The sequence below is a fragment of the Escherichia sp. WS3063 genome (genome assembly GCF_046486595.1).
Lineage (GTDB): Bacteria > Pseudomonadota > Gammaproteobacteria > Enterobacterales > Enterobacteriaceae > Escherichia > Escherichia coli.
Genome location: NZ_JBJQKY010000006.1, coordinates 257,950 through 280,710, shown reverse-complemented (window position 1 = coordinate 280,710; position 22,761 = coordinate 257,950). Strand labels below are relative to the sequence as shown.

The window sequence follows — 22,761 nt, the reverse complement described above, 5'->3', positions numbered from 1 at the left end:
AAATAGCCTGGTATGCTTCGATACAGCAGGAGCCGAATGGCTGGAAGACCGTCACCACACAGTTCTACATCCAGGAATTCAGTGAGTATATTGCGCCACTGCAGGATGCTGGGAAATCGCAACGGAGGAAGAAAGATCGTTGCTGGAGGCATGGAATAAATATCGGGTATTGTTGAATCGTGTTGATACATCAGTAGCTCTGGGTATGAAGCTGTTTGTAACTCATGTTACAGTAACAGCAATTACTATCTCGAAGGTGCAAAATGTATATTGATTTGATATTTTATAAATTTACTTCGAATCTGGCACGTCAACTTTTGATTAAAGTAATATCAGTTTTCGGCGAAAAAAGGACCGTGTACATGAGACGATTTCATACAAGAATAACAAAAATATGAATATGCTCCCAATGCAATATATGTTTTGCATTGGGAGCAAATAGCGGAATATTTTGAAATTATTGTATTTCTGCTTCAGAATTTCCTGGGCAGTATATATTTTCTATTTTTTGTGGAGTGATCAGGTGATGTACAACTGCTTTATCTACACATAAATTAACTCCGGTGAGAGCTAATGTATGCCCATCACCATTTATTGTTAGTAACGGGCTGGAAAATTTCTCTGCCATCTTACGGGCATTAATCCAGGGCGTTGTTGGGTCGTATTTGTGTGCTACAAACAGTAAACCAGAGGGCAGAACAGTATTTTTCAGGCGAGTTTTGTTCAGGTCGCTATGTATTGGCCATAATTCACAAAAATCAGGTGAATCGGAACGTCCATTGTCAAAGTTAATAGCCGGGAAGGCATTCGCAAGAGCGTCTTTTCGGGATTTTCGCTCTTCTGGTGTTAATTGCTCATCCCCCTGATCTACACAGAGGATTACCCCCGAAGCATCGCTTGACTCTTCTGAGGCTATCGGAGCACTGAGCGCAGTTTCAATTTCATTACTGACAATCCCCTGAGAGAACTGGCGTATGGCAGTTGCAAGGGTTGGCCATGATGAACGCCATAGCAGAAGGTCTGTTGTTAATGATATGAGTTCATCTGAAGATATATTTTCTCCCTTACTGTCTAATAAAGGTTTGTGATGTAATTTTGATAATAGCTCATGGAACTGAGTTATTGCCTTATCTCTGTCTGAAGAAAGCGGGCAACTTTTTGTACGCGCACACCAGGATGCAAAGCGATCAAACGTTTCCTGATAACTCTGTGCCTGTTTGAGTTGCCATGTGAAGTTGTCCTCCAGGTCATCGATATCGACGACTCCATCAAGAACGATAGATCTTACGTTGTAGGGAAAACGTTCTGCATATAAGGCTGCAATTTGAGTTCCATACGAATACGCCACGGCTGTCAGTTGTTTATCCCCCAAGGCTTGCCTAATACGATCAATATCGTATACAGCCTCGTTAGAGCCGATATGGCGAATGACTTCGGCTCCGGTATTATGGATACAGGCATTAATTTTATTTAATACTTGTTGCTTTTCGGTTATGTTTTCCTGAGTCTCTGTATCTGATTGCCGGCAGTTTATTGTCGGAGTGGACTGTCCGACGCCTCGAGGATCAAATCCAATAATATCCCATGACTCACGAAGATTTGTGACTGGCCAGTCAAAGTTAATATAAGGATTTATGCCTGGTAACCCGGGACCACCACTTATTATCAGGATACTTCCTTTATGCTTGCTTTTTGCCGGCAATTTTGTCAACGCTAGTTTGACTTGTGATTTTTTTTCATAAGAAGCATCTCCGCCTGTGTCTGTATATTTTAATGGAACAGACAAATAACCACATAGTAAGTCAGGAGACGGTTTTTCCTCACCAAACCAGTGGTTGAATTGACTGGCCATACAGGATTGCCACTGTATCTGCTGGGCAGATACGGTTACTGGTAGAAGTAACGTTAAAACAACTTTGAAATGAGTAATTATTTTTCGCATTGTGTCTCTGAATATCGGAATAAAGATAAGATTTGAATATATTGAGGTCTTGTGTTGCGGTAAGAGATTACACGTTATGACATAGGTTAAATGCTTACAAAATTAGTGGATATTGTCTACTTGTAACTGTAAACAAATTCCCCGGGGTTATACAATACCACCGGGGAGAAAATCTGGTTAACTTCGTTAAAAGGTGTACTTAAGACCAGCAGTAGTGATGAAGTTATAGTTTTCTATGCCTGCACCATTTTTGCTGTAGTCTGAAGTGTTATCATTGTGATCATAAAGTGAAGTATTACCTTTTTTATTCGTAACCCGATTCCATGCGCCTTCAACATAAACTTTTGCGTTAGGTGTTACGTAATAACCTGCATTGACTGCAACAGAATAGTAATTTTGGTCTTTGACTTTACTGCGATAAGTGATTCTTTTTCCTGGGTCATAGTGCTCATCGTTATCAGATGCTTCCACCCAGCCGCTGTATTTAAATGTGCCACCTAGCTCAAAATCTTCATAACGATAACTTCCAGTCAAGCCAATGTAGGGCATTTTAAAACGTTGTTTGTAGCCGATTGCTCTTTCTCCATTCGGGAAGGAGCCGATATCATCTCTGAATCCCTCCTCAGAACTGTAGATATAGGAACCACCTCTGGCTGTAAAGCTATAACGGCTTTCCTGATATCCGGCCATGAGTCCCAGGCGGTAATTGGGTTCGTTGAGGAGCCAGCCTTTGATATTCAGATCAAATTCGTTGGCATAATTGAGTTGTGTATCAGGGTGCCTACTTTCATCTGTCCAGGTTCCGGGGTTACTGGAATCCATCCAGTCCTGATCGACCATATTGCCACCTCGGCTGCCGAGAGTAGTCCAGCCCGCAGCCCCAATAGATATCTGGGGCATCAAATCCCAATTAATTGCACCTTTAATAATTGCAGCGTTATTGAATTTCCAGTCGAGTTGACTGACTTTTCGGCCTCCTTCTTCAGCTAGATAAACGCGCTCTTTTGTTTTTCCGCTCAGAGTTCCAAGACTAATGCCCGCATTTATGTTGTCAGGAGTAAACGATATAGTCTCGGTAGAAGCAAAAGAGCTGATCGCAATAGGGGTTGTCAGGACTATTCCCAGAAGTTTCGCCCGCATAAAAGTTCTCCATTCAATCGTTTTAATGATTGAATATGTATTTTTTATATCTAACTTAATGAGTCAATTACATATTGCTCCACTGTTTATATTTTGTTTAGTATTGAATGATTATCACAATGCGCTATCTGTTTTTGGTTTAATTATCTGTTATTGTTTTATGTTGCGGTTTTACTGTGTGGTTTTTTATGCTTTTGTGGTGTTTTTATCTATTTAAGCGCCATGCCTTTAGAGGCATATAAGCGAAAATAGCATGAGGTTTATCCTCAATTGCTATGTTTTTTGGTACAAAAAAGAGGGACAAAACTGAGACACATAAGGCCTCACAATGGCTTGCAAGGCTTTACATGTTTTGAGGTAGTGGGACGTGTGAGCGCAGAGATGGCGCGGTAAGTTGTTGACTTAAAATGTCGTTCTAGGAACTTCTAAGTCGTGGGCCGCAGGTTCGAATCCTGCAGGGCGCGCCATTTCTTCTTCATTTATCCCCGTCTTATCCGTTTCCGCTTTGCCCTTCACCACATCACTTTTTGTCGCTGTTTGGCGAGATAATTCAACGGTGTCAGGCCGTAAAACGCCTTAAAAACAGAGATAAAGTACGACGTGCTGCTATAGCCACATAATTGCGCTACCTGAGTGATATTTTTGTTATCCATCAATAACATCTGTACGGCGTAACGCATACGACACTCTGTGACAATCTGGCTATAGCTGGTATTTTCGTTTTTTAATTTCTTTTTGAGCAGGCTGGGGCTTAAACATAGCGAACTGGCGACAATTCGCAGATTCCAGTAATGCTGAATATCGCTTTGAATAATGCGGCAGACGCTGTCGCGGACGCTGCTGCGTAAGATATACATCAGTAGGGCAATAAACCGCGATTGCTCAAGAAAGTTAGACAATACGGTAAAAAGCAATGCGCGCGTCAACTCCGCTTCGCAGGGTTTGCTGGGTTGCTGCTTGCTGTGGTTGGCGGCTAGCCGGAACACTTCCGGTGTACGGCTATGACAAGCGATAACCGGGGTTGCCAGCCGCGACCAGGGCTTTATACAGGTTAAGTTCTTATTTAAAAACAACAGATAATCGTTGATGATGTTACGGTTGATGTGGGTGATTAATACGTGATTTAACGTTGAGAGTTCAATGACGTTATTGTTGCACGCGAAGGCGGCCAGGTAGTTTTTCGGAAGGGTAAACGTAGCATGGTTATTGACGCTTACCTCTACCTCTTTTTCGGTCAGGATCACCACGCAAGGTTCACTGCTGCTCAATTGCATTTCGCACTCCTCAGATATCAGAAACTCCGCTCAAAGGATCTATGCTTCCTGCATGAGTGATCGGCCCGTTCGCCGATAACGATCTTCTTTCTTTAGCACGCTTTTTAGCAATTAATCTTGATGGAATTCTGACGAGAGCGAAAGAGGTAAGCCAGGTCGTACCCGACTTACCTGGAGGAGATTTAATACTCGAGAATGCCGTGCGCGACGGGCAAATAGCGCAGAGAGAAATAGAGCGTGTCTTTACCGCAAGAGGAACGTTTCGCTAACAGCGAGGCAATTTCTGCGTCCGGTTTCGGTTTCGCTGTAAAGGTTTTGCCTTTGCCGGCGACAAACAGTTCATAAACAATGCCGCTTGCTGGGGCGGAGCTTTGGCAATCGGCGCTGGCCTGTAGATAACGTTCACGCTGTTCAGCGGTCAGTTTATCCACGCCGCTGCCATCCTGTACCCAGACATTAACGCCGGTTGCTTTAACGTGTTCCAGCAGTTGGCGATAGCCATCGGGCGACATGTTTCCGGCGAAAAAACTACTGATATAAACCGGTTTTGCTGAAACATCGCTAATCAACCGCTGCGCGTTGTTTAACCATGTTAGCAAAGGCTGACGGGCGGCTTCGCTGCGCCAGTTCAGGTCGTCAATTTCCGCGCTGATGTACCAGCCATCCGGCGTTACGCCAGGTACGGCGCTCCATAATCTGGCTTGCTGGAGATCGGCAGCCAGCAGGCGGTTAAGATAGCTTTCCAGCGCTGCAGACGACTGTTTCTGGTGCATAAAAAATTCCGGATCGGCATTCAGCCCGACAATCAGCTTCAGGCCAGCCTGTTGCGCAGCTGCGGCACGCTTAAACAATAACGCGCGCTGTTCTGGCTGGGTGAATGCATCGCCGTAACGAGTCCATTGCAAAACCAGGGTATCGAAGCCTTGCAAACGTAACTGACTCATCAGCCCCTGCCACTGGGTATCGGTAACCTGACTATCACGGTTTTGTGGTTGCCAGATAATACCTTTCATCGCAAAGGAAAAAGGGCTGACCAAAAGCAGTGTCAGCAATACGAAAATGAACTTACGCATTTACCAGTGCACTCCAATGGTGAGAAACGCGTTGTTGCGCTCTCCGTTACGTTGATTAATCGCCTTAAAGGTATGTTGATACTCGACGCCGAGACTGACTTTGTGCGGCCAGGCGTCGTAGTGCGTCTCGCCGGTCCAGATATTCCAGCGGACCCCGACTCCGCCAAGCTGCGCGCCCTGAGTGCCTTTATCACGATAGCCGTTGTCCTGAACGTGAGCGTAAGGCTCAATAGTCTGTCCGTTAGCCACCTTCTGATGCCAGCTGACGCGATAATCTGCCGTCCACGCCTGAATATCCTGGCGGACATATTGCGCCGCATCGAGGTACAGGTTTTGGGCAAACCAGCCTGAACCGTTCGGGTGCCATTCGTCGCTGTATTTGCCGCCATTAAAGAATGAGGCGCTGGCGCGCAGCATGGTATCGGATGCGCCATTTTGGCCGTTCAGCGGCAACTGCTGTTCGACGGCGAGGAAAAAGATCTGATCGCGCAGCGGCTTCCAGCGCAGACCGGTGCCGGACATCGGATTTTTCACCGGCATCATCACCCCGTTTTCACCGGTATCGGCAAATACACGGCTGTAAACCGAGAGCAGGTCGCCTTCCAGCAGCATATTGCGTCCGATGCGGTACTCGGCTTCCAGTTGCCCGTAGCTACGATAGCTTTTCCCTGGCGCTGCGCCGCCGACATTATTGTTAGCGGTACTCATTGCGCCGGAACGCAAGCCGATAGAAGAATCGAAACTGAACGTCCAGCGGCGACCGACCTCCTCATGCAGACGGCGGAAATTGAAGCGTTGCTGATTTTGCTCTGGGGTCAGTGGGGTTATCAGCGCCTGATTATCAATGTCATCAATCACCAGCCGGGCGTAGTGCTGCGTCGCAGGCATGTCATCCAGACGCTGGTTCACGTAGGCCAGTTGTCGGATAAGTGCCGGATCGTCCGGTAGCCCTTTATGCGCCTGTTCGAGCATTTCCCGCGACTGTGCGATATCACCGCTATCCCACAAGGCGTAACCGAGCGCTGCCTGGGTGTTGCTATTATTCGGTTCCAGTTCCAGCGCGGCGCGCAAATCACTCACCGCCGCCGGGACATTATGACGTTGGCGATAAATTGTCGCCCGCGCAACGTAAGCGTTGGCAGAAGGCGCAATATTGATTGAGCGCGTGAGATCGTTCAGTGCGAGTTCCGGCTGACCAGGAATGTAACGTTGCGCATGCAGCCACCAGTAGAGGGCATTGTTTCCCAGCCCACGTTGTTCTGCCTGCTGAAGCCAGCGATCGCGAGCCGCACCATTTCCTGCCGCCTGGGCGGTATTGGCAGCAGCAAGCAGATCCTCATTGCTCATGTCGTGAAGACTGATTTTCTGCCAGGCCGCCAGTGCGGTGGCGTAGTCCTCAACCTGATACGCCTGATAGGCTACCGCACGATGTTGCCAGGCGTTCGGTTGTCGTTGTTCGGCCTGAAGCCATGCATACAACGCCACACCGGGTAGCGTGTCCCGATAACACTTTGCCAGACGGTTCCAGGCGGCGGCATCGTAGGAAGGCGACATATCGCCCAGCAAGCGAACTATAGCCGGGCAATTATCTGCAATACCCGGCAACTGACTTTGCCACTGACGTTGCTCCGCCAGCGGTAAGGGTTTCGATAAAATCGCCACCTTCGCCGGCGTTGCCAGGTAAGGATGACTTTCCAGCAGAGACGCCAGTCGCGCCATTAACGTCTGGCTGACACGCGCATCGCCCTGGAAAGGATAGCGTTGCAGCAATAAATCGGCAGCTTCGCGTGACTGCTCGTTCTGCATCAGTTGCCAGGTCAGTTGATCCAGGCGGGTAAGATTTGCCGGTTCTTGCTGATACAGCAATCGTGCCAGACGCAGAGCTTCAGCCTTGTTATGGGTCGCTACGCTAACGGTATAACGCTCCTCAAGCATTTCATTGGCGGGGAGGGTGGCGAGCAGTTTTTGCGCTGCGTCGTACTGACCTTCTTTTAACAGCACCGGTAGCGTCGCGCCAACAACATACTGGCGGTTATCGGCAAACTGTACCGTATAATTCGCCAACGCCTGAACGGGGTTGGCGCTGTATTTAGATATCAGATAGAGCCAACTTTTCTCTTGTGCGTCCGTGGTAAACAGCGGCTTATTTTCAATGAGATAACGCTGGAGGCGTGCTTTTTCGCCACGATAAGCCAGCGCGGTCGCGTAAGTAATATATGACTGAGGATCGGTGAAGATCCCCTGTGATTGCAGCGCCAGGATCCGATCGTCCAGCTGCCCGGCAAGAAGCACATCAAACCACTGGCGGCGTTCTGCCGCGCTTAATGTGTTCTGCTGGCGTGCTTCATTGTATAGCGTATCTGCCTGGGACCATTGTTTCAGGTAGATTGCCCGTTGCAGCAGATCGGTTCGCAGCGTTTTTCCTTCCGGCGATGCAGCAAACGTCGCATCGTTCAGTTGCGCTCTGGCGACAGGTAATTGTGCCAGCCGCAGGGCATTCTGCCCAACTTCACTGCGACAACGCAGGGTCGGCGCAGCATCGCACGCTTTTTGCTGGGCCAGCAGTTCTTCAACAGTCGTAACGCTTTTCACTTCAACTGGAATAGCCGCCAGACTGCGCTCAAGTCGGGCATCTCCTGGGTGACGTTTCAGTTGATCCTCAAGCAACAGCCGCGCCCGGTCATCATGACCAAAATGGCGATAGGCTTCCGCAAGGTATAAAGTTAGTGGAATATTATCCGGCACCTGTTGGTGTATATATTCAAATTCGCGGATGGCGGTTGCTTCGTCGTTATTTTTCTGTGCCTTCAGCGCCTTGTCGAGACGGGGATAAATAACGAAATGGCGATAATCGCTCAGCCCCAGCTCTTCTGCGCTGGTGCCGATATTGTCTGCGAGTGCGCTGGTACTCAATAAAGACGTCAGCAGTAAACCAGACCATCCGATGACGCGATTAAGGTTATTCTCCTTCATTTTCGGACTCCAGTTGCGCAACCTTTTCTGTGTTTAAACCTGCTTTGAGTAATAGTGATTGCATCGAAACTTGTAATTCGCGTTGAATTGTCAGGACGCGATCCAACGTTTCCTGGCTGATAACGCCTTCGGTGACCAAAAACTTGCCGAGCGGCAGAGAACTGCGTTCATGGCGCAATAACAACACGTTAATTGCTGAACGATTAATATGACCGAGCGTGGTCAGTATTTCGGCGAACAGGAACTGATGCGGCACATATTGCCGCCAGATTTCACCGGCCTGCTGTTCCGTGAGCCACTGATGCTGAACTGCATTGTACAACATTGCCCGCGGATCGTGACCGCGTCGGCGTGCATACCAGTGGCGTAATCCGGTGACAATTTGTCCCCGCAGAACAATGACGTAACGCACTTTGCGTCCGACTTTACGCGTCAGGGCTGCCAGCGAAACCGGGTCAATACCATCTTCACTGCCGACAATTAACTCATCATTTTCCAGACGCAGCGGCAGTACTGCATAATGCAGCGCCACGGAAGCCGGCATTTCGGCAATCAGTGATGAAGGGATCTGCCAGGCGTCGATCGACTCCCACGCCACGCCGTTTTGCTCTGCCAGCGCCTGTGCCAGCTGTTCGGCGCTAATCAGCCCCTGCATCAGCATTGAACCGCCCAGGCGTAGACCTTCGACGCGATTACGCAGTGCTGTATCGAGTTGTTCTTCAGTGATGACCTGATTTTCCAGCAGAATTTGGCCTAACGGGCGCAACGAGCGGGTATCGCCAGTCACGCTGGGGAAGTCATGCGTTGTTTTATCCCACGCGACGCGACGTGGATCGCCGTGTTGAAGTACCTGTTTTAACGCGCGCCAGTTGGCCATGAAGTTAATCAGGTTGCCCCAGAAAAGACGCAGGACAGATAGCAGCCCCTGCGTCAGACCGTAGTAGCCAGTGACAAAAATCACCCGCTGCACGATGCGGTTAACCATCAAACCAAAGTTTAGCCACAGCAGGGTCATTAACCATGCGCTGCCGCTGAAAATAGAAAGGAAATGCCAGGCATCGGGCCACAAACTTTCATACGCCAGTAACAGCAAAAGCTGGATCATCACCAGCATCGCGAGGAAGCTGACAAAGTTACTGATTGCCCCTTTGCGGTCGCGCCAGAGAAAGTAGTTCAGCGTCAGGCTGGAGGTCCATTTATGGGTTTTAAAGCCCTGGAAAACAATGCCGATGATCCAGCGAGATTTTTGTCGAACCGCCGTCGAAAAGGTATCGGGGAAATATTCGCGCACGCAGATCATGTTTGACGTCCGCGCGTGCTGTAAAAATTTACGCTGCTCGCGTTCTTTGGCTTCGTCCACCACCGGAAAACGGACAAAAATTTCCGTCATACCTTTTTCTTTCAGGCGGAAGCCAATATCGTAATCTTCAGTCAGACTCTGCACGTCGAAAGCAATACCGTCACCGTCAGCTAACAGAGCGGTCACGGCGCGGCGGCTGAAACAGGTGCCGACGCCTGCGCTGGGCACTTGTCCGGCGAGGGCTTCACGCACCGGAACATCTTTGCCATGCAGTTCTGAAAACTCATCAATGTAAGTCATGCTGGTGAAGTGCGTCCATTCGCGTTCGAACGGATACACTGGGATCTGAATCAGATCTTTACGCTCGACCAGATAGTTGAACAGACGCAATTCCATCGGTGAAATCACATCTTCGGCGTCATGCAGAATAAAACCAGCAAAAGCGAAATTGGCGCTACGTTCAAATTGGGTGATGGCGTCCAGCACGTTGTTCAGACAGTCGGCTTTGCTGGTGGGGCCAGGACGCGCGCAGACTACCTTATGCACGTTCGGGAAGCGAGCGCACACTTCGTCAACATCACGCTGAGTATCGGGGTCGTTGGGGTAGGTGCCAACAAAGATATGATAGTTTTCGTAGTCGAGCGTGGTCGCCGCCAGCTCGGCCATATTGCCGATGACGCCCGTTTCATTCCACGCCGGAACCATAATCGCTAACGGTTTTTCATCTGGTTTATACAGTTCGCGGTAACTCATTCGCGGGTAGCGGCGATAAACACTCAACTTGCGTTTAATGCGGCGTACCCAGTAGACGACATCAATAAAAAAATCGTCCAGCCCGCTGATGAACATGATGACCGCTAACGTTATCGCGATTACTTTTAAGCCGTAGAGCCAGGTAGCAAAAACATCAAGAAGCCAGTCCACACAAAAACCTTACATTAACGCTGGTTATGTTTAGGGTGGCGTATATTAAAGTTTTTTATGAATTGTGACAGCTTTTTATCATTAATAGGTAGGATTATTGCGGCACGTTATTTTTACACTGGTTATAAAAGTTGCCGTTTGCTGAAGGATTAAGCGGGTAATATGATAACAAACCTTGTTCCGCGCGCATCTGAAGTTACTGCAACCGTGCCTTTATGCGCGACAACAATTGATTTCACTATCGCCAGCCCAATGCCGCTACCTTCGCCTTTTCGCTGGCGGGAAGGATCAACGCGGTAGAAACGGTCAAACAATCGCGGTAAGTGTTCGGGCGCAATGGGCGTACCGGGGTTTTCGACGGAAACTTGCACCTGGTGATCGACCGTCTGGCAGCGCACAACAATTGCCTCTCCGGGTGGCGTATAACGCAGGGCGTTCGAAAGCAGGTTGCTTAACGCCCGACGCAACATCAGCGGATCGCCCGCAACCTGACACTCGTCACCAACAAACCGCAACTCCACGCCGCGATCTTCCGCTAACGCCTCGAAAAAATCGAACACTTTGCCGACTTCATCCGCCAGGTTGAGCATTTTCTTTTCGGGGATTAACTGGTTGTTATCGGCCTGGGCGAGAAACAACATATCGCTGACCATTTTCGCCATTCGAGTCAGCTCTTCGAGATTAGAGTAGAGCACATCTTCCAGCTCCTTCTGACTGCGCGACTGGCTGAGGGCGATTTCCGTTTGCGTTATGAGATTCGTAATCGGCGTGCGAATTTCGTGAGCGATATCCGCTGAGAAATTGGACTGGCGGGTAAAGACATCCTCGATACGCTCGATCATATGGTTGAACGACAGCACCAGTTGTTCGAGTTCAATGGGCACGGTCTGTGGATCGAGGCGAACGTCGAGATCTTTCGAGGTAATGTTCTGGATTTGACGGCTGACGCTGCGAATTGGCGCGTGGCCTTTATGTACCGCCAGCAGCACGATAAAGACGATCAGGATGCTGATGATCGATGCGGTCATAATAAGTTTATTCATCAAATCATTTATGTAATGAAGATGAAAATCGATCGAAAGCGCGATGTAGAGCGTATAAATCGGTTTGCCGTCCACCAACGGGCCAACCGGCAAGTTAATCATCCGCCAGTTGCTGTGTTCCATATGCCCGTGACCGTGGCCTGGCATCATCATTGTCGGGCCGGAAAGGAGATACACCTCGCCGCTCCGAGCGTCTTTATCGGGTATGGCATCACGTGCAAACTCGCGGATATCAGGCGCACCGGGGGAGTGATACACCGTTTTGCCGTGGCTATCTGCCAGGGAAATCAACACGTTGGAATAACCACTGACAATATCTTCCAGCGTCATTAAGCGTCGGGCTTGCGTTTCGTCAGGGTGATTTAGTACCCGTTCAAGGGTGGCGCTAATCTCTTTTAAATCATTAATATCCTGCTCGGCAAAATGCACTTTTACTGAGTGGATCATGATCCATGCAAAGGCGAAAAACGCCGCGATGGTGGCCAGGCTGATAAAAAAGGTCAGGCGGGTTGCCAGCGAAAACGGGCGCTGAAATGGCTTACTGGCCATCCGGTACCTCAAGCATGTAACCCACGCCGCGCACGGTTTGAATCAGCTTCGGCTCAAAGTCGTTGTCGATTTTGCCGCGTAGCCGCTTCACCGCCACATCAATGGCGTTAGTGTCGCTGTCGAAATTCATGTCCCATACCTGCGAGGCGATAAGCGAGCGGGGCAGCACTTCGCCCTGATGGCGAAGGAAAAACTCCAGCAGAGTAAATTCTTTACTGGTCAGAGTGATGCGCGTGCCGCTGCGGGTGACTTTGCGGCTGACGAGATCGACCATCAGATCGGCAACCTGAAACTGACTTTCGATAATCACCGCCGCCCCGCGCCGCAGGAGAGTGCGCACCCGCGCCAGCAGTTCAGCAAAAGCGAACGGCTTCACCAGATAGTCATCGGCCCCCAACTCCAGCCCCTTGACGCGATGTTCAATGGTGCCAAGCGCGGTAAGCAACAGAATCGGCATCCCCTTATTGGCGGAACGCAACATGCGCACGATATCCCAGCCGTTCACGTCCGGCAGCATAATATCGAGGATTATCAGATCATAATCACCGGTCATCGCCAGATGGTAGCCATTCAGCCCGTTGTCGGCCAAATCGACCACAAAACCGGCTTCGGTTAACCCTTTGGTCAAGTATTCTCCGGTTTTCTTTTCATCTTCGACAATCAACAGTTTCATATTTCCTCCGCATGTTGCCCGGGCAATTCTAGAGTAGCGGGATCAGATGGCAATCGCTTATTGGCAAAATGACAATTTTGTCATTTTCCTGTCACCGGAAAATCAGAGCCTGGCGAGTAAAGTTGGCGGCATAAAATCACCAGAAATTATGAGCCTATGTCTCCTTGTAAACTTCTGCCATTTTGTGTGGCCCTTGCGCTAACCGGTTGTTCACTGGCACCGGATTATCAGCGTCCGGCAATGCCCGTGCCGCAGCAGTTCTCACTCAGCCAGAACGGCCTGGTTAACGCAGCAGATAACTACCAGAACGCGGGCTGGCGCACCTTTTTTGTTGATAATCGGGTGAAGACGCTGATTAGCGAGGCGTTGGTGAATAACCGGGATTTGCGCATGGCGGCGCTGAAAGTGCAGGAAGCGCGGGCGCAATATCGTCTGACCGATGCCGACCGCTACCCACAGCTCAATGGCGAGGGCAGCGGCAGCTGGAGCGGCAATCTTAAAGGCGATTCAGCCACGACGCGGGAGTTCTCGACTGGCCTTAACGCCAGCTTTGATCTCGATTTTTTCGGTCGCTTAAAGAACATGAGCGAAGCCGAGCGCCAAAATTATTTAGCCACTGAGGAAGCTCAGCGCGCGGTGCATATTTTGCTAGTTTCTAATGTCGCACAAAGCTATTTCAATCAGCAACTGGCGTATGCGCAATTGCAAATAGCCGAAGAAACGCTGCGTAATTATCAGCAGTCATATGCGTTTGTCGAAAAACAACTGTTGACCGGTAGCAGCAATGTTCTGGCGCTGGAACAGGCTCGCGGGGTGATAGAAAGTACCCGCAGCGACATCGCTAAACGTCAGGGGGAACTGGCGCAGGCGAATAATGCATTGCAACTGTTATTGGGAAGCTACGGCAAGCTGCCGCAAGCGCAGACAGTAAACAGCGACAGCCTGCAAAGCGTTAAATTACCGGCGGGCTTGTCGTCGCAAATCTTATTGCAGCGCCCGGATATTATGGAAGCTGAACACGCGTTAATGGCGGCTAATGCCAATATTGGTGCTGCGCGTGCGGCATTTTTCCCGTCTATCAGCCTGACCAGCGAAATATCAACCGCCAGCAGCGATCTGTCGTCATTATTTAACGCCAGCAGCGGGATGTGGAATTTTATTCCTAAAATTGAGATCCCCATTTTTAATGCCGGACGCAACCAGGCCAATCTGGATATCGCCGAAATTCGCCAGCAGCAGTCGGTGGTGAATTATGAACAGAAAATCCAGAACGCCTTTAAAGAAGTGGCAGATGCGCTGGCATTACGTCAAAGCCTGAACGATCAAATCAGCGCCCAGCAGCGTTATCTTGCGTCGCTGCAAATTACTTTGCAACGGGCGCGGGCATTATATCAGCACGGCGCGGTAAGTTATCTGGAAGTGCTGGATGCTGAGCGTTCTTTATTTGCAACCCGACAAACTTTACTTGACCTGAATTATGCCCGTCAGGTTAACGAAATTTCTTTATATGCCGCCTTAGGCGGCGGTTGGCAGCAATAATTTTTAACTCCAGGAGAGAATATATGAGAAAAGCACTGCAAGTCGCAATGTTCAGTCTGTTTACCGTTATTGGCTTTAATGCCCAGGCTAACGAACATCATCATGAAACCATGAGCGAAGCACAACCACAGGTTATTAGCGCCACTGGCGTGGTAAAAGGTATTGATCTGGAAAGCAAAAAAATCACCATCCATCACGCTCCGATTGCTGCCGTGAACTGGCCGGAGATGACCATGCGCTTTACCATCACCCCGCAGACGAAAATGAGCGAAATTAAAACTGGCGACAAAGTGGCGTTTAATTTTGTCCAGCAGGGCAACCTTTCTTTATTACAGGATATTAAAGTCAGCCAGTAACCCAGGTTTAATGAGATGAAAAAAATCGCGCTTATTATCGGCAGCATGATCGCGGGCGGTATTATTTCTGCGGCAGGTTTTACCTGGTTTGCAAAGGCTGAACCGCCCGCAGAAAAAACGCCGACCGCAGAACGTAAAATCTTATTCTGGTACGACCCGATGTATCCCAATACGCGGTTCGATAAACCAGGTAAATCGCCGTTTATGGATATGGATCTGGTGCCGAAATATGCCGATGAAGAGAGTTCTGCGTCTGGTGTACGCATTGACCCGACCCAGACGCAGAATCTGGGGGTGAAAACGGCGACCGTCACGCGCGGGCCGCTGACTTTTGCCCAGAGTTTCCCCGCTAATGTCAGTTACAACGAGTATCAGTTTGCCATTGTGCAGGCCCGCGCCGCCGGGTTTATCGACAAGGTGTATCCGCTTACCGTGGGCGATAAAGTGCAAAAGGGCGCGCCGCTTCTCGACCTGACCATTCCCGACTGGGTGGAAGCGCAGAGTGAGTATTTACTGCTGCGCGAAACCGGCGGTACGGCGACCCAGACTGAAGGCATTCTTGAGCGGCTGAGACTGGCGGGAATGCCGGAGGCGGATATTCGCCGCCTGATCGCCACGCAAAAAATCCAGACTCGCTTTACGCTCAAAGCGCCCATTGATGGCGTGATCACCGCGTTTGATCTGCGCGCGGGAATGAATATCGCCAAAGATAACGTGGTCGCGAAAATTCAGGGTATGGACCCGGTGTGGGTCACTGCTGCGATCCCGGAGTCCATCGCCTGGCTGGTGAAAGATGCCTCGCAGTTTACGCTCACCGTTCCGGCGCGACCTGATAAAACACTCACCATTCGCAAATGGACCCTGCTACCCGGCGTGGATGCCGCGACCCGCACGCTGCAGTTGCGTCTGGAAATCGACAACGCCGACGAGGCGCTAAAACCGGGCATGAACGCCTGGTTGCAACTCAATACCGCCAGCGAACCGATGCTGCTCATTCCGTCACAGGCGCTGATTGATACCGGCAGTGAACAGCGGGTGATTACCGTTGATGCTGACGGATGCTTTGTACCGAAACGCGTTGCCGTTTTCCAGGCATCGCAAGGCGTCACCGCGTTACGCTCTGGTCTGGCGGAAGGTGAAAAGGTGGTTTCCAGCGGCCTGTTCCTGATTGATTCTGAAGCCAATATTTCTGGCGCACTGGAGCGGATGCGCTCTGAAAGTGCTACCCATGCGCATTGAGGGAATAGCCAATGATTGAATGGATTATTCGTCGCTCGGTGACGAACCGTTTTCTGGTGCTGATGGGCGCGTTGTTTCTGAGTATCTGGGGCACCTGGACTATCATTAACACGCCAGTGGATGCACTGCCGGATCTCTCTGATGTACAGGTGATTATTAAAACCAGCTATCCCGGTCAGGCACCGCAAATCGTTGAAAATCAGGTGACTTATCCGCTAACCACCACCATGTTGTCGGTGCCTGGCGCGAAGACTGTGCGCGGTTTCTCGCAGTTTGGCGACTCTTATGTGTATGTCATTTTCGAAGATGGCACCGATCCGTACTGGGCGCGCTCGCGGGTGCTGGAGTACCTCAACCAGGTACAGGGTAAGCTGCCTGCGGGAGTCAGCGCCGAGCTGGGGCCAGATGCCACGGGTGTTGGCTGGATCTATGAATATGCACTGGTGGATCGCAGCGGTAAGCACGATCTGGCCGATTTACGCTCATTGCAGGACTGGTTTCTCAAATATGAGCTAAAAACCATCCCTGACGTTGCGGAAGTGGCGTCGGTGGGCGGTGTGGTGAAAGAGTATCAGGTGGTTATCGATCCTCAGCGCCTGGCGCAGTATGGCATCAGTCTCGCCGAAGTAAAAAGCGCGCTGGATGCTTCAAACCAGGAAACGGGCGGTTCGTCGATCGAACTGGCGGAAGCGGAATATATGGTGCGCGCCAGCGGCTATCTGCAAACGCTCGACGACTTTAATCACATCGTTTTAAAAGCCAGTGAAAATGGCGTGCCCGTTTATCTGCGTGATGTTGCGAAGGTCCAGGTTGGCCCGGAGATGCGCCGGGGCATTGCCGAACTGAACGGCGAAGGCGAAGTGGCGGGCGGGGTGGTGATCCTGCGTTCCGGCAAAAACGCCCGTGAAGTGATCGCTGCCGTGAAGGACAAACTGGAAACGCTGAAAAGCAGTCTGCCGGAAGGCGTGGAGATAGTTACAACATACGATCGCAGCCAGCTCATTGACCGCGCCATTGACAACCTCAGTGGCAAGTTGCTGGAAGAGTTTATTGTGGTGGCGGTAGTCTGTGCGCTGTTTCTCTGGCATGTGCGCTCGGCGCTGGTGGCGATTATTTCGTTGCCGCTGGGGTTGTGTATTGCTTTTATTGTCATGCACTTTCAGGGACTGAACGCCAATATTATGTCGTTGGGTGGCATTGCGATTGCCGTCGGGGCGATGGTCGATGCCGCTATCGTCATGATCGAGAATGCGCATAAACGGCTGGAAGAGTGGCAGCACCAGCATCCTGACGCCACGCTGGATAATAAAACGCGCTGGCAGGTGATCACCGATGCATCTGTTGAAGTGGGGCCGGCGCTGTTTATCAGTCTGCTGATTATCACGCTGTCGTTTATCCCGATCTTCACCCTGGAAGGGCAGGAAGGTCGTCTGTTTGGCCCGCTGGCGTTCACCAAAACCTATGCGATGGCGGGCGCGGCGCTACTGGCGATCGTAGTGATCCCGATCCTGATGGGCTACTGGATCCGTGGCAAAATTCCGCCGGAAAGCAGTAACCCGCTCAATCGCTTTTTGATTCGTGTTTATCATCCGCTGTTGCTGAAAGTACTGCACTGGCCGAAAACCACGCTGTTGGTGGCAGCGCTTTCGGTGCTGACGGTACTCTGGCCGCTCAATAAAGTTGGCGGGGAATTTTTACCGCAGATCAATGAAGGCGACTTGTTGTATATGCCATCGACGCTGCCGGGGATTTCCGCAGCAGAGGCGGCGAGCATGCTGCAAAAAACCGACAAGCTAATTATGAGCGTACCGGAAGTGGCGCAGGTATTTGGCAAAACCGGGAAAGCGGAAACCGCCACCGATTCTGCTCCGCTGGAGATGGTAGAAACGACTATTCAGCTTAAGCCGCAGGATCAGTGGCGGCCTGGCATGACGATGGACAAAATCATTGAGGAACTGGATAACACCGTGCGTCTGCCGGGGCTGGCGAATCTGTGGGTGCCGCCAATTCGTAACCGTATCGATATGCTCTCAACCGGCATTAAAAGCCCTATCGGCATTAAAGTTTCCGGCACTGTGCTGGCGGATATCGACACGATGGCGGAGCAAATTGAAGAAGTGGCGCGAACGGTGCCAGGCGTGGCTTCTGCGCTTGCTGAGCGTCTGGAAGGTGGGCGCTATATCAACGTTGAGATTAACCGTGAAAAAGCCGCGCGTTACGGTATGACGGTGGCGGATGTGCAGTTGTTTGTGACTTCTGCGGTGGGCGGGGCGATGGTTGGCGAAACGGTGGAAGGGATTGCTCGTTATCCAATTAATCTGCGTTATCCGCAAAGCTGGCGCGATAGCCCGCAGGCACTGCGCCAGTTGCCGATCCTCACGCCGATGAAGCAGCAAATCACCCTGGCAGACGTGGCCGACGTTAAAGTCTCTACCGGACCGTCGATGCTGAAAACCGAGAATGCGCGCCCGACGAGCTGGATTTATATCGATGCCCGCGATCGTGACATGGTGTCGGTGGTTCACGATCTGCAAAAAGCGATAGCTGAAAAAGTGCAGTTAAAACCGGGCACCAGCGTGGCATTCTCCGGGCAGTTCGAGCTACTGGAGCGCGCCAACCATAAGCTGAAACTGATGGTGCCGATGACGCTGATGATCATCTTCGTGCTGTTGTATCTGGCGTTCCGTCGGGTGGGCGAAGCGTTGCTGATTATCAGCAGCGTACCGTTTGCGCTGGTGGGCGGCATCTGGTTGCTGTGGTGGATGGGCTTTCATCTTTCCGTGGCGACGGGCACCGGTTTTATTGCCCTTGCCGGGGTTGCCGCCGAATTTGGCGTGGTGATGCTGATGTATTTACGTCACGCCATAGAGGCCGAGCCGTCGTTGAATAATCCGCAAACATTCAGCGAGCAGAAGCTGGATGAGGCGTTGTATCACGGCGCGGTCCTGCGCGTGCGCCCGAAAGCGATGACGGTGGCGGTGATTATCGCTGGTCTGCTGCCGATTCTGTGGGGAACGGGAGCAGGTTCAGAGGTGATGAGCCGGATTGCCGCGCCGATGATTGGCGGCATGATCACCGCGCCTTTGCTATCGCTGTTTATTATCCCGGCGGCGTATAAGCTGATGTGGCTGCACCGACATCGGGTACGGAAATAAAAGCAGGATACCCGGTTTAACCGTGTGGATTGTGTCTTGCGACGATGGGCACTAAATGTTAAAAGGTGCCCCTCAACAAAAAAGACACACAGGGGAAAGGCGTGAAAAACGCGTCAACCGTATCGGAAGATACTGCGTCGAATCAAGAGCCGACGCTTCATCGCGGATTACATAACCGTCATATTCAACTGATTGCGCTGGGTGGCGCAATTGGTACTGGTCTGTTTCTTGGCATTGGCCCGGCGATTCAGATGGCGGGTCCGGCTGTATTGCTGGGCTACGGCGTCGCCGGGATCATCGCTTTCCTGATTATGCGCCAGCTTGGCGAAATGGTGGTTGAGGAGCCGGTATCCGGTTCATTTGCCCACTTTGCCTATAAATACTGGGGACCGTTTGCGGGCTTCCTCTCTGGCTGGAACTACTGGGTAATGTTCGTGCTGGTGGGAATGGCAGAGCTGACCGCTGCGGGCATCTATATGCAGTACTGGTTCCCGGATGTTCCAACGTGGATTTGGGCTGCCGCCTTCTTTATTATCATCAACGCCGTTAACCTGGTGAACGTGCGCTTATATGGCGAAACCGAGTTCTGGTTTGCGCTGATTAAAGTGCTGGCGATCATCGGTATGATCGGCTTTGGCCTGTGGCTGCTGTTTTCTGGGCACGGCGGCGAGAAAGCCAGTATCGATAACCTCTGGCGCTATGGCGGTTTCTTTGCCACCGGCTGGAATGGGCTGATTTTGTCGCTGGCGGTGATTATGTTCTCCTTCGGCGGGCTGGAGCTGATTGGGATTACTGCCGCTGAAGCGCGCGCTCCGGAAAAAAGCATCCCGAAAGCAGTGAATCAGGTGGTGTATCGCATCCTGCTGTTTTATATCGGTTCACTGGTGGTTTTACTGGCACTCTATCCGTGGGTGGAAGTGAAATCCAACAGTAGCCCGTTTGTGATGATTTTCCATAATCTCGACAGCAACGTGGTAGCTTCTGCGCTGAACTTCGTCATTCTGGTAGCATCATTATCGGTGTATAACAGCGGGGTTTACTCTAACAGCCGCATGCTGTTTGGCCTTTCTGTGCAGGGTAATGCGCCGAAGTTTTTGACTCGCGTCAGCCGTCGCGGTGTGCCGATTAACTCGCTGATGCTTTCCGGAGCGATCACTTCGCTGGTGGTGTTAATCAACTATCTGCTGCCGCAAAAAGCGTTTGGTCTGCTGATGGCGCTGGTGGTAGCAACGCTGCTGTTGAACTGGATTATGATCTGCCTGGCGCATCTGCGTTTTCGTGCTGCGATGCGACGTCAGGGACGTGAAACACAGTTTAAGGCGCTGCTCTATCCGTTCGGCAACTATCTCTGCATCGCCTTCCTCGGCATGATTTTGCTGCTGATGTGCACGATGGATGATATGCGCTTGTCAGCGATTCTGCTGCCGGTGTGGATTGTATTCCTGTTTGTAGCGTTTAAAACGCTGCGTCGGAAATAAGGCATTCACGCCGTATCCGACAAAATGATGTCAACCATCCGAAACCGCTCTCATCCATGCGATGAGAGCGGTTTTTTTAATTACTGCTTAAATGCACCTGCAAGAGAGCGAATATCATTGCCGGTTGGCGACTGATGAAGTCGCAGACCAAACTCTTCGACAATCGCAAATATGTGATCGAATATATCAGCCTGAATGCTTTCATATTCCAGCCACACCACGGTGTTGGTAAACGCATAGATCTCGAGCGGTAAACCGTTATCGCCAGGAGCCAGTTGGCGTACCATTAAGGTCATATCTTTACGAATCCGCGGATGGTTACGTAGATATTCGTTCAGATAGGCACGAAAGGTTCCAATATTGGTCATTCGGCGCAGGTTTAATACCGACTCCGTAGAACCTTGCTGGCGATTCCACTCATTAATTTCCTTGTGGCGGCTGGTTAAATAAGGTTTTAACAAATGCGCTTTATTCAGACGTTGCATTTCGTCTTCATCAAGAAAACGAATACTGGTGACATCAATACTGATACTGCGCTTAATACGTCGCCCGCCAGATGCTGACATCCCGCTCCAGTTTTTAAAGGAGTCAGAGACCAGAGACCAGGTGGGAATAGTGGTAATGGTATTGTCCCAGTTACGCACTTTGACGGTGGTTAACCCAATATCGATCACCGCGCCATCCGCGCCGTATTTCGGCATCTCCAGCCAGTCGCCCAGTTTCAACATATCGTTCGCGGAAAGCTGAATACCTGCCACCAGACCAAGAATCGGATCTTTAAATACCAACATCAGCACGGCAGCCATTGCACCAAGACCGCTGATCAGAATCGCTGGCGACTGACCAATCAACAGCGAGATCATCAAAATGCCGACCAGAATCGCGCCGATCAGTTTAATCCCCTGAAATATCCCTTTCAGCGGTAACTGAGATGCCGCCGGGAATTTCTGCGCCAGATTCAAAATAACATCCAGCAACGAGAAGACTGAAAGCAGCGCATACATCATGATCCACAACTGCGCGCAGGTAGTCAGAATATCTGCCGCTTCGGTGCCTTTTTGCAGCCAGAATACCGCCTGAATATTGACGATAATCCCCTGCAGGGTAAAAGCTAAACGGTGGAAGAGTTTATTCTGGGTAATGATTTGCAACCATAGCCGTGAACTGGCGATGGCACGTTTTTCGAAGGTCCGCAGTACCACCCAATGCAAAAAAATATGCACCACGACGGCGGTCAGAAAAATAATACCGAAAATCATCACCATTGAGGTGGTGTGATCGATCTCAATACCCGCTAAATCTTCAACCTGGGATATTAAATCCTGCATAACGTCTCCTTTATACAACAGCAGACTATGATGACGGCTGAAACAGGGTTATGCAAATCAGGAGAATCTGAGGGGAAATAGCCGGGCAGATGCCCGGCAAGAGAGAATTACACTTCGGTTAAGGTGATGTTTTGCGGCAGACGAGATTTCGGCAGCGTAGCGTTAAAATCTTCAACGCTGTGATGTCCCACCGGAACAACCACCAGACTGGTGTAGCCTTTCTCTTTCAGACCAAATTCTGCATCGAGGATTGCGGCGTCAAAACCTTCGATGGGTACCGCGTCCAGACCCAGCGCTGCAACGCCGAGCAGGAAGTTACCGACGTTGAGATAAACCTGTTTTGCCATCCACTCTGCATCATCATGCAGATCTTTACGGTGCATATCGGCGAAGAACTTGCGACCTTTATCGTTCGCGGCTTTCGCTTCCGGCGTGGCAAAGCGGCCATCGGCATCTTCCTGGTCAACAACCAGCTTCAGCCAGGCATCGTCCATCGCGGTTTTTGCACAGAACACCACGACGTGCGAGGCATCAAGCATTTTACGCTCGTTGAACACGTAATTACCGGCAGCGGATTTGGCAACACGCGCTTTACCTTCTTCCGTGCTGGCAACAATAAAATGCCACGGCTGGGAGTTGGTGCTGGATGGGCTGTATTGCAGTAGCGTTTTGATCTGCTCGGCCTGTTCCGGGGTAAGTTTTTTGCTGGCATCAAATGCCTTAGTGGAATGACGCTTTAAGGCGACAGAAATGATATCCATAAAGACTCCATGTG

The 22,761-nt window shown here is 50.7% G+C and carries 15 protein-coding genes and 2 pseudogenes; 6 read left to right on the top strand and 11 right to left on the bottom strand.

Annotated features, from left to right (window positions below; genetic code table 11):
• Positions 1–74: pseudogene (locus ACJHYW_RS08900) on the bottom strand (DinI family protein); the annotation flags it as partial.
• Between ACJHYW_RS08900 and ACJHYW_RS08895 the strand changes: the two are divergent.
• A pseudogene (locus ACJHYW_RS08895) lies at positions 69–274 on the top strand (tail fiber assembly protein); the annotation flags it as partial. The pseudogenes ACJHYW_RS08900 and ACJHYW_RS08895 overlap by 6 nt on opposite strands.
• Positions 275–457: 183 nt before the next feature.
• Here ACJHYW_RS08895 and ACJHYW_RS08890 read toward each other — a convergent pair.
• The 8 genes from ACJHYW_RS08890 to cusR form a co-directional block, all read right to left on the bottom strand.
• Complete coding sequence (locus ACJHYW_RS08890) at positions 458–1,942, bottom strand: alpha/beta hydrolase (RefSeq protein ID WP_001226375.1); 1,485 nt, start codon at positions 1,940–1,942, stop codon at positions 458–460.
• 186 nt (positions 1,943–2,128) lie between these two features.
• On the bottom strand, positions 2,129–3,082 hold the full coding sequence (gene ompT / locus ACJHYW_RS08885) for an omptin family outer membrane protease OmpT (protein WP_061092798.1): 954 nt from the start codon (positions 3,080–3,082) through the stop codon (positions 2,129–2,131).
• Positions 3,083–3,594: 512 nt separating this feature from the next.
• Complete coding sequence (gene envY, locus ACJHYW_RS08880) at positions 3,595–4,356, bottom strand: DNA-binding transcriptional regulator EnvY (RefSeq protein WP_001177457.1); 762 nt, start codon at positions 4,354–4,356, stop codon at positions 3,595–3,597.
• Positions 4,357–4,538: 182 nt separating this feature from the next.
• Positions 4,539–5,429 (bottom strand): DUF4434 family protein, encoded by an 891-nt coding sequence (locus ACJHYW_RS08875; protein WP_001224581.1) that lies wholly within the window; start codon positions 5,427–5,429, stop codon positions 4,539–4,541.
• On the bottom strand, positions 5,430–8,402 hold the full coding sequence (gene nfrA, locus ACJHYW_RS08870) for a bacteriophage adsorption protein NfrA (protein WP_001361269.1): 2,973 nt from the start codon (positions 8,400–8,402) through the stop codon (positions 5,430–5,432).
• Entirely contained in the window at positions 8,389–10,626 is a 2,238-nt protein-coding gene (nrfB, locus tag ACJHYW_RS08865; protein WP_000383930.1) for a cyclic di-3',5'-guanylate-activated glycosyltransferase NrfB, read from the bottom strand. Before nrfB ends, nfrA begins: the two co-directional genes overlap by 14 nt.
• A gap of 149 nt (positions 10,627–10,775) precedes the next feature.
• Entirely contained in the window at positions 10,776–12,218 is a 1,443-nt protein-coding gene (gene cusS, locus ACJHYW_RS08860; RefSeq protein ID WP_000157197.1) for a Cu(+)/Ag(+) sensor histidine kinase CusS, read from the bottom strand.
• Positions 12,208–12,891, bottom strand: a complete 684-nt coding sequence (cusR, locus tag ACJHYW_RS08855) for a copper response regulator transcription factor CusR (protein WP_000770953.1) — start codon at positions 12,889–12,891, stop codon at positions 12,208–12,210. The genes cusS and cusR overlap by 11 nt, the downstream gene beginning before the upstream one ends.
• A 156-nt stretch (positions 12,892–13,047) precedes the next feature.
• On the opposite strand from cusR, the gene cusC reads away from it, so the two are divergent.
• From cusC to pheP, 5 genes are all read left to right on the top strand, one after another.
• The gene (gene cusC, locus ACJHYW_RS08850) at positions 13,048–14,430 is read left to right on the top strand and encodes a Cu(+)/Ag(+) efflux RND transporter outer membrane channel CusC (RefSeq protein WP_000074246.1); all 1,383 of its coding nucleotides are present in this window, start codon (positions 13,048–13,050) and stop codon (positions 14,428–14,430) included.
• 23 nt (positions 14,431–14,453) lie between these two features.
• Positions 14,454–14,786 carry a Cu(+)/Ag(+) efflux RND transporter periplasmic metallochaperone CusF gene (gene cusF / locus ACJHYW_RS08845; protein WP_061092799.1) on the top strand — a complete coding sequence of 111 codons (333 nt, stop codon included), beginning with the start codon at positions 14,454–14,456 and terminating at the stop codon, positions 14,784–14,786.
• Between the two features lie 15 nt (positions 14,787–14,801).
• Positions 14,802–16,025, top strand: coding sequence for a Cu(+)/Ag(+) efflux RND transporter periplasmic adaptor subunit CusB (gene cusB / locus ACJHYW_RS08840; RefSeq protein ID WP_061092800.1), 1,224 nt, complete (start codon positions 14,802–14,804; stop codon positions 16,023–16,025).
• Between the two features lie 11 nt (positions 16,026–16,036).
• On the top strand, positions 16,037–19,180 hold the full coding sequence (gene cusA / locus ACJHYW_RS08835; RefSeq protein ID WP_000574034.1) for a Cu(+)/Ag(+) efflux RND transporter permease subunit CusA: 3,144 nt from the start codon (positions 16,037–16,039) through the stop codon (positions 19,178–19,180).
• A gap of 101 nt (positions 19,181–19,281) precedes the next feature.
• Positions 19,282–20,658, top strand: coding sequence for a phenylalanine transporter (gene pheP / locus ACJHYW_RS08830; protein WP_000786307.1), 1,377 nt, complete (start codon positions 19,282–19,284; stop codon positions 20,656–20,658).
• Positions 20,659–20,738: 80 nt separating this feature from the next.
• On the opposite strand, the gene ybdG is transcribed toward pheP, so the two are convergent.
• Positions 20,739–21,986, bottom strand: coding sequence for a mechanosensitive ion channel YbdG (gene ybdG, locus ACJHYW_RS08825; RefSeq protein WP_001153128.1), 1,248 nt, complete (start codon positions 21,984–21,986; stop codon positions 20,739–20,741).
• 107 nt (positions 21,987–22,093) lie between these two features.
• Positions 22,094–22,747, bottom strand: coding sequence for an oxygen-insensitive NAD(P)H nitroreductase (gene nfsB / locus ACJHYW_RS08820; RefSeq protein WP_000351480.1), 654 nt, complete (start codon positions 22,745–22,747; stop codon positions 22,094–22,096).
• Positions 22,748–22,761: the final 14 nt, after the last annotated feature.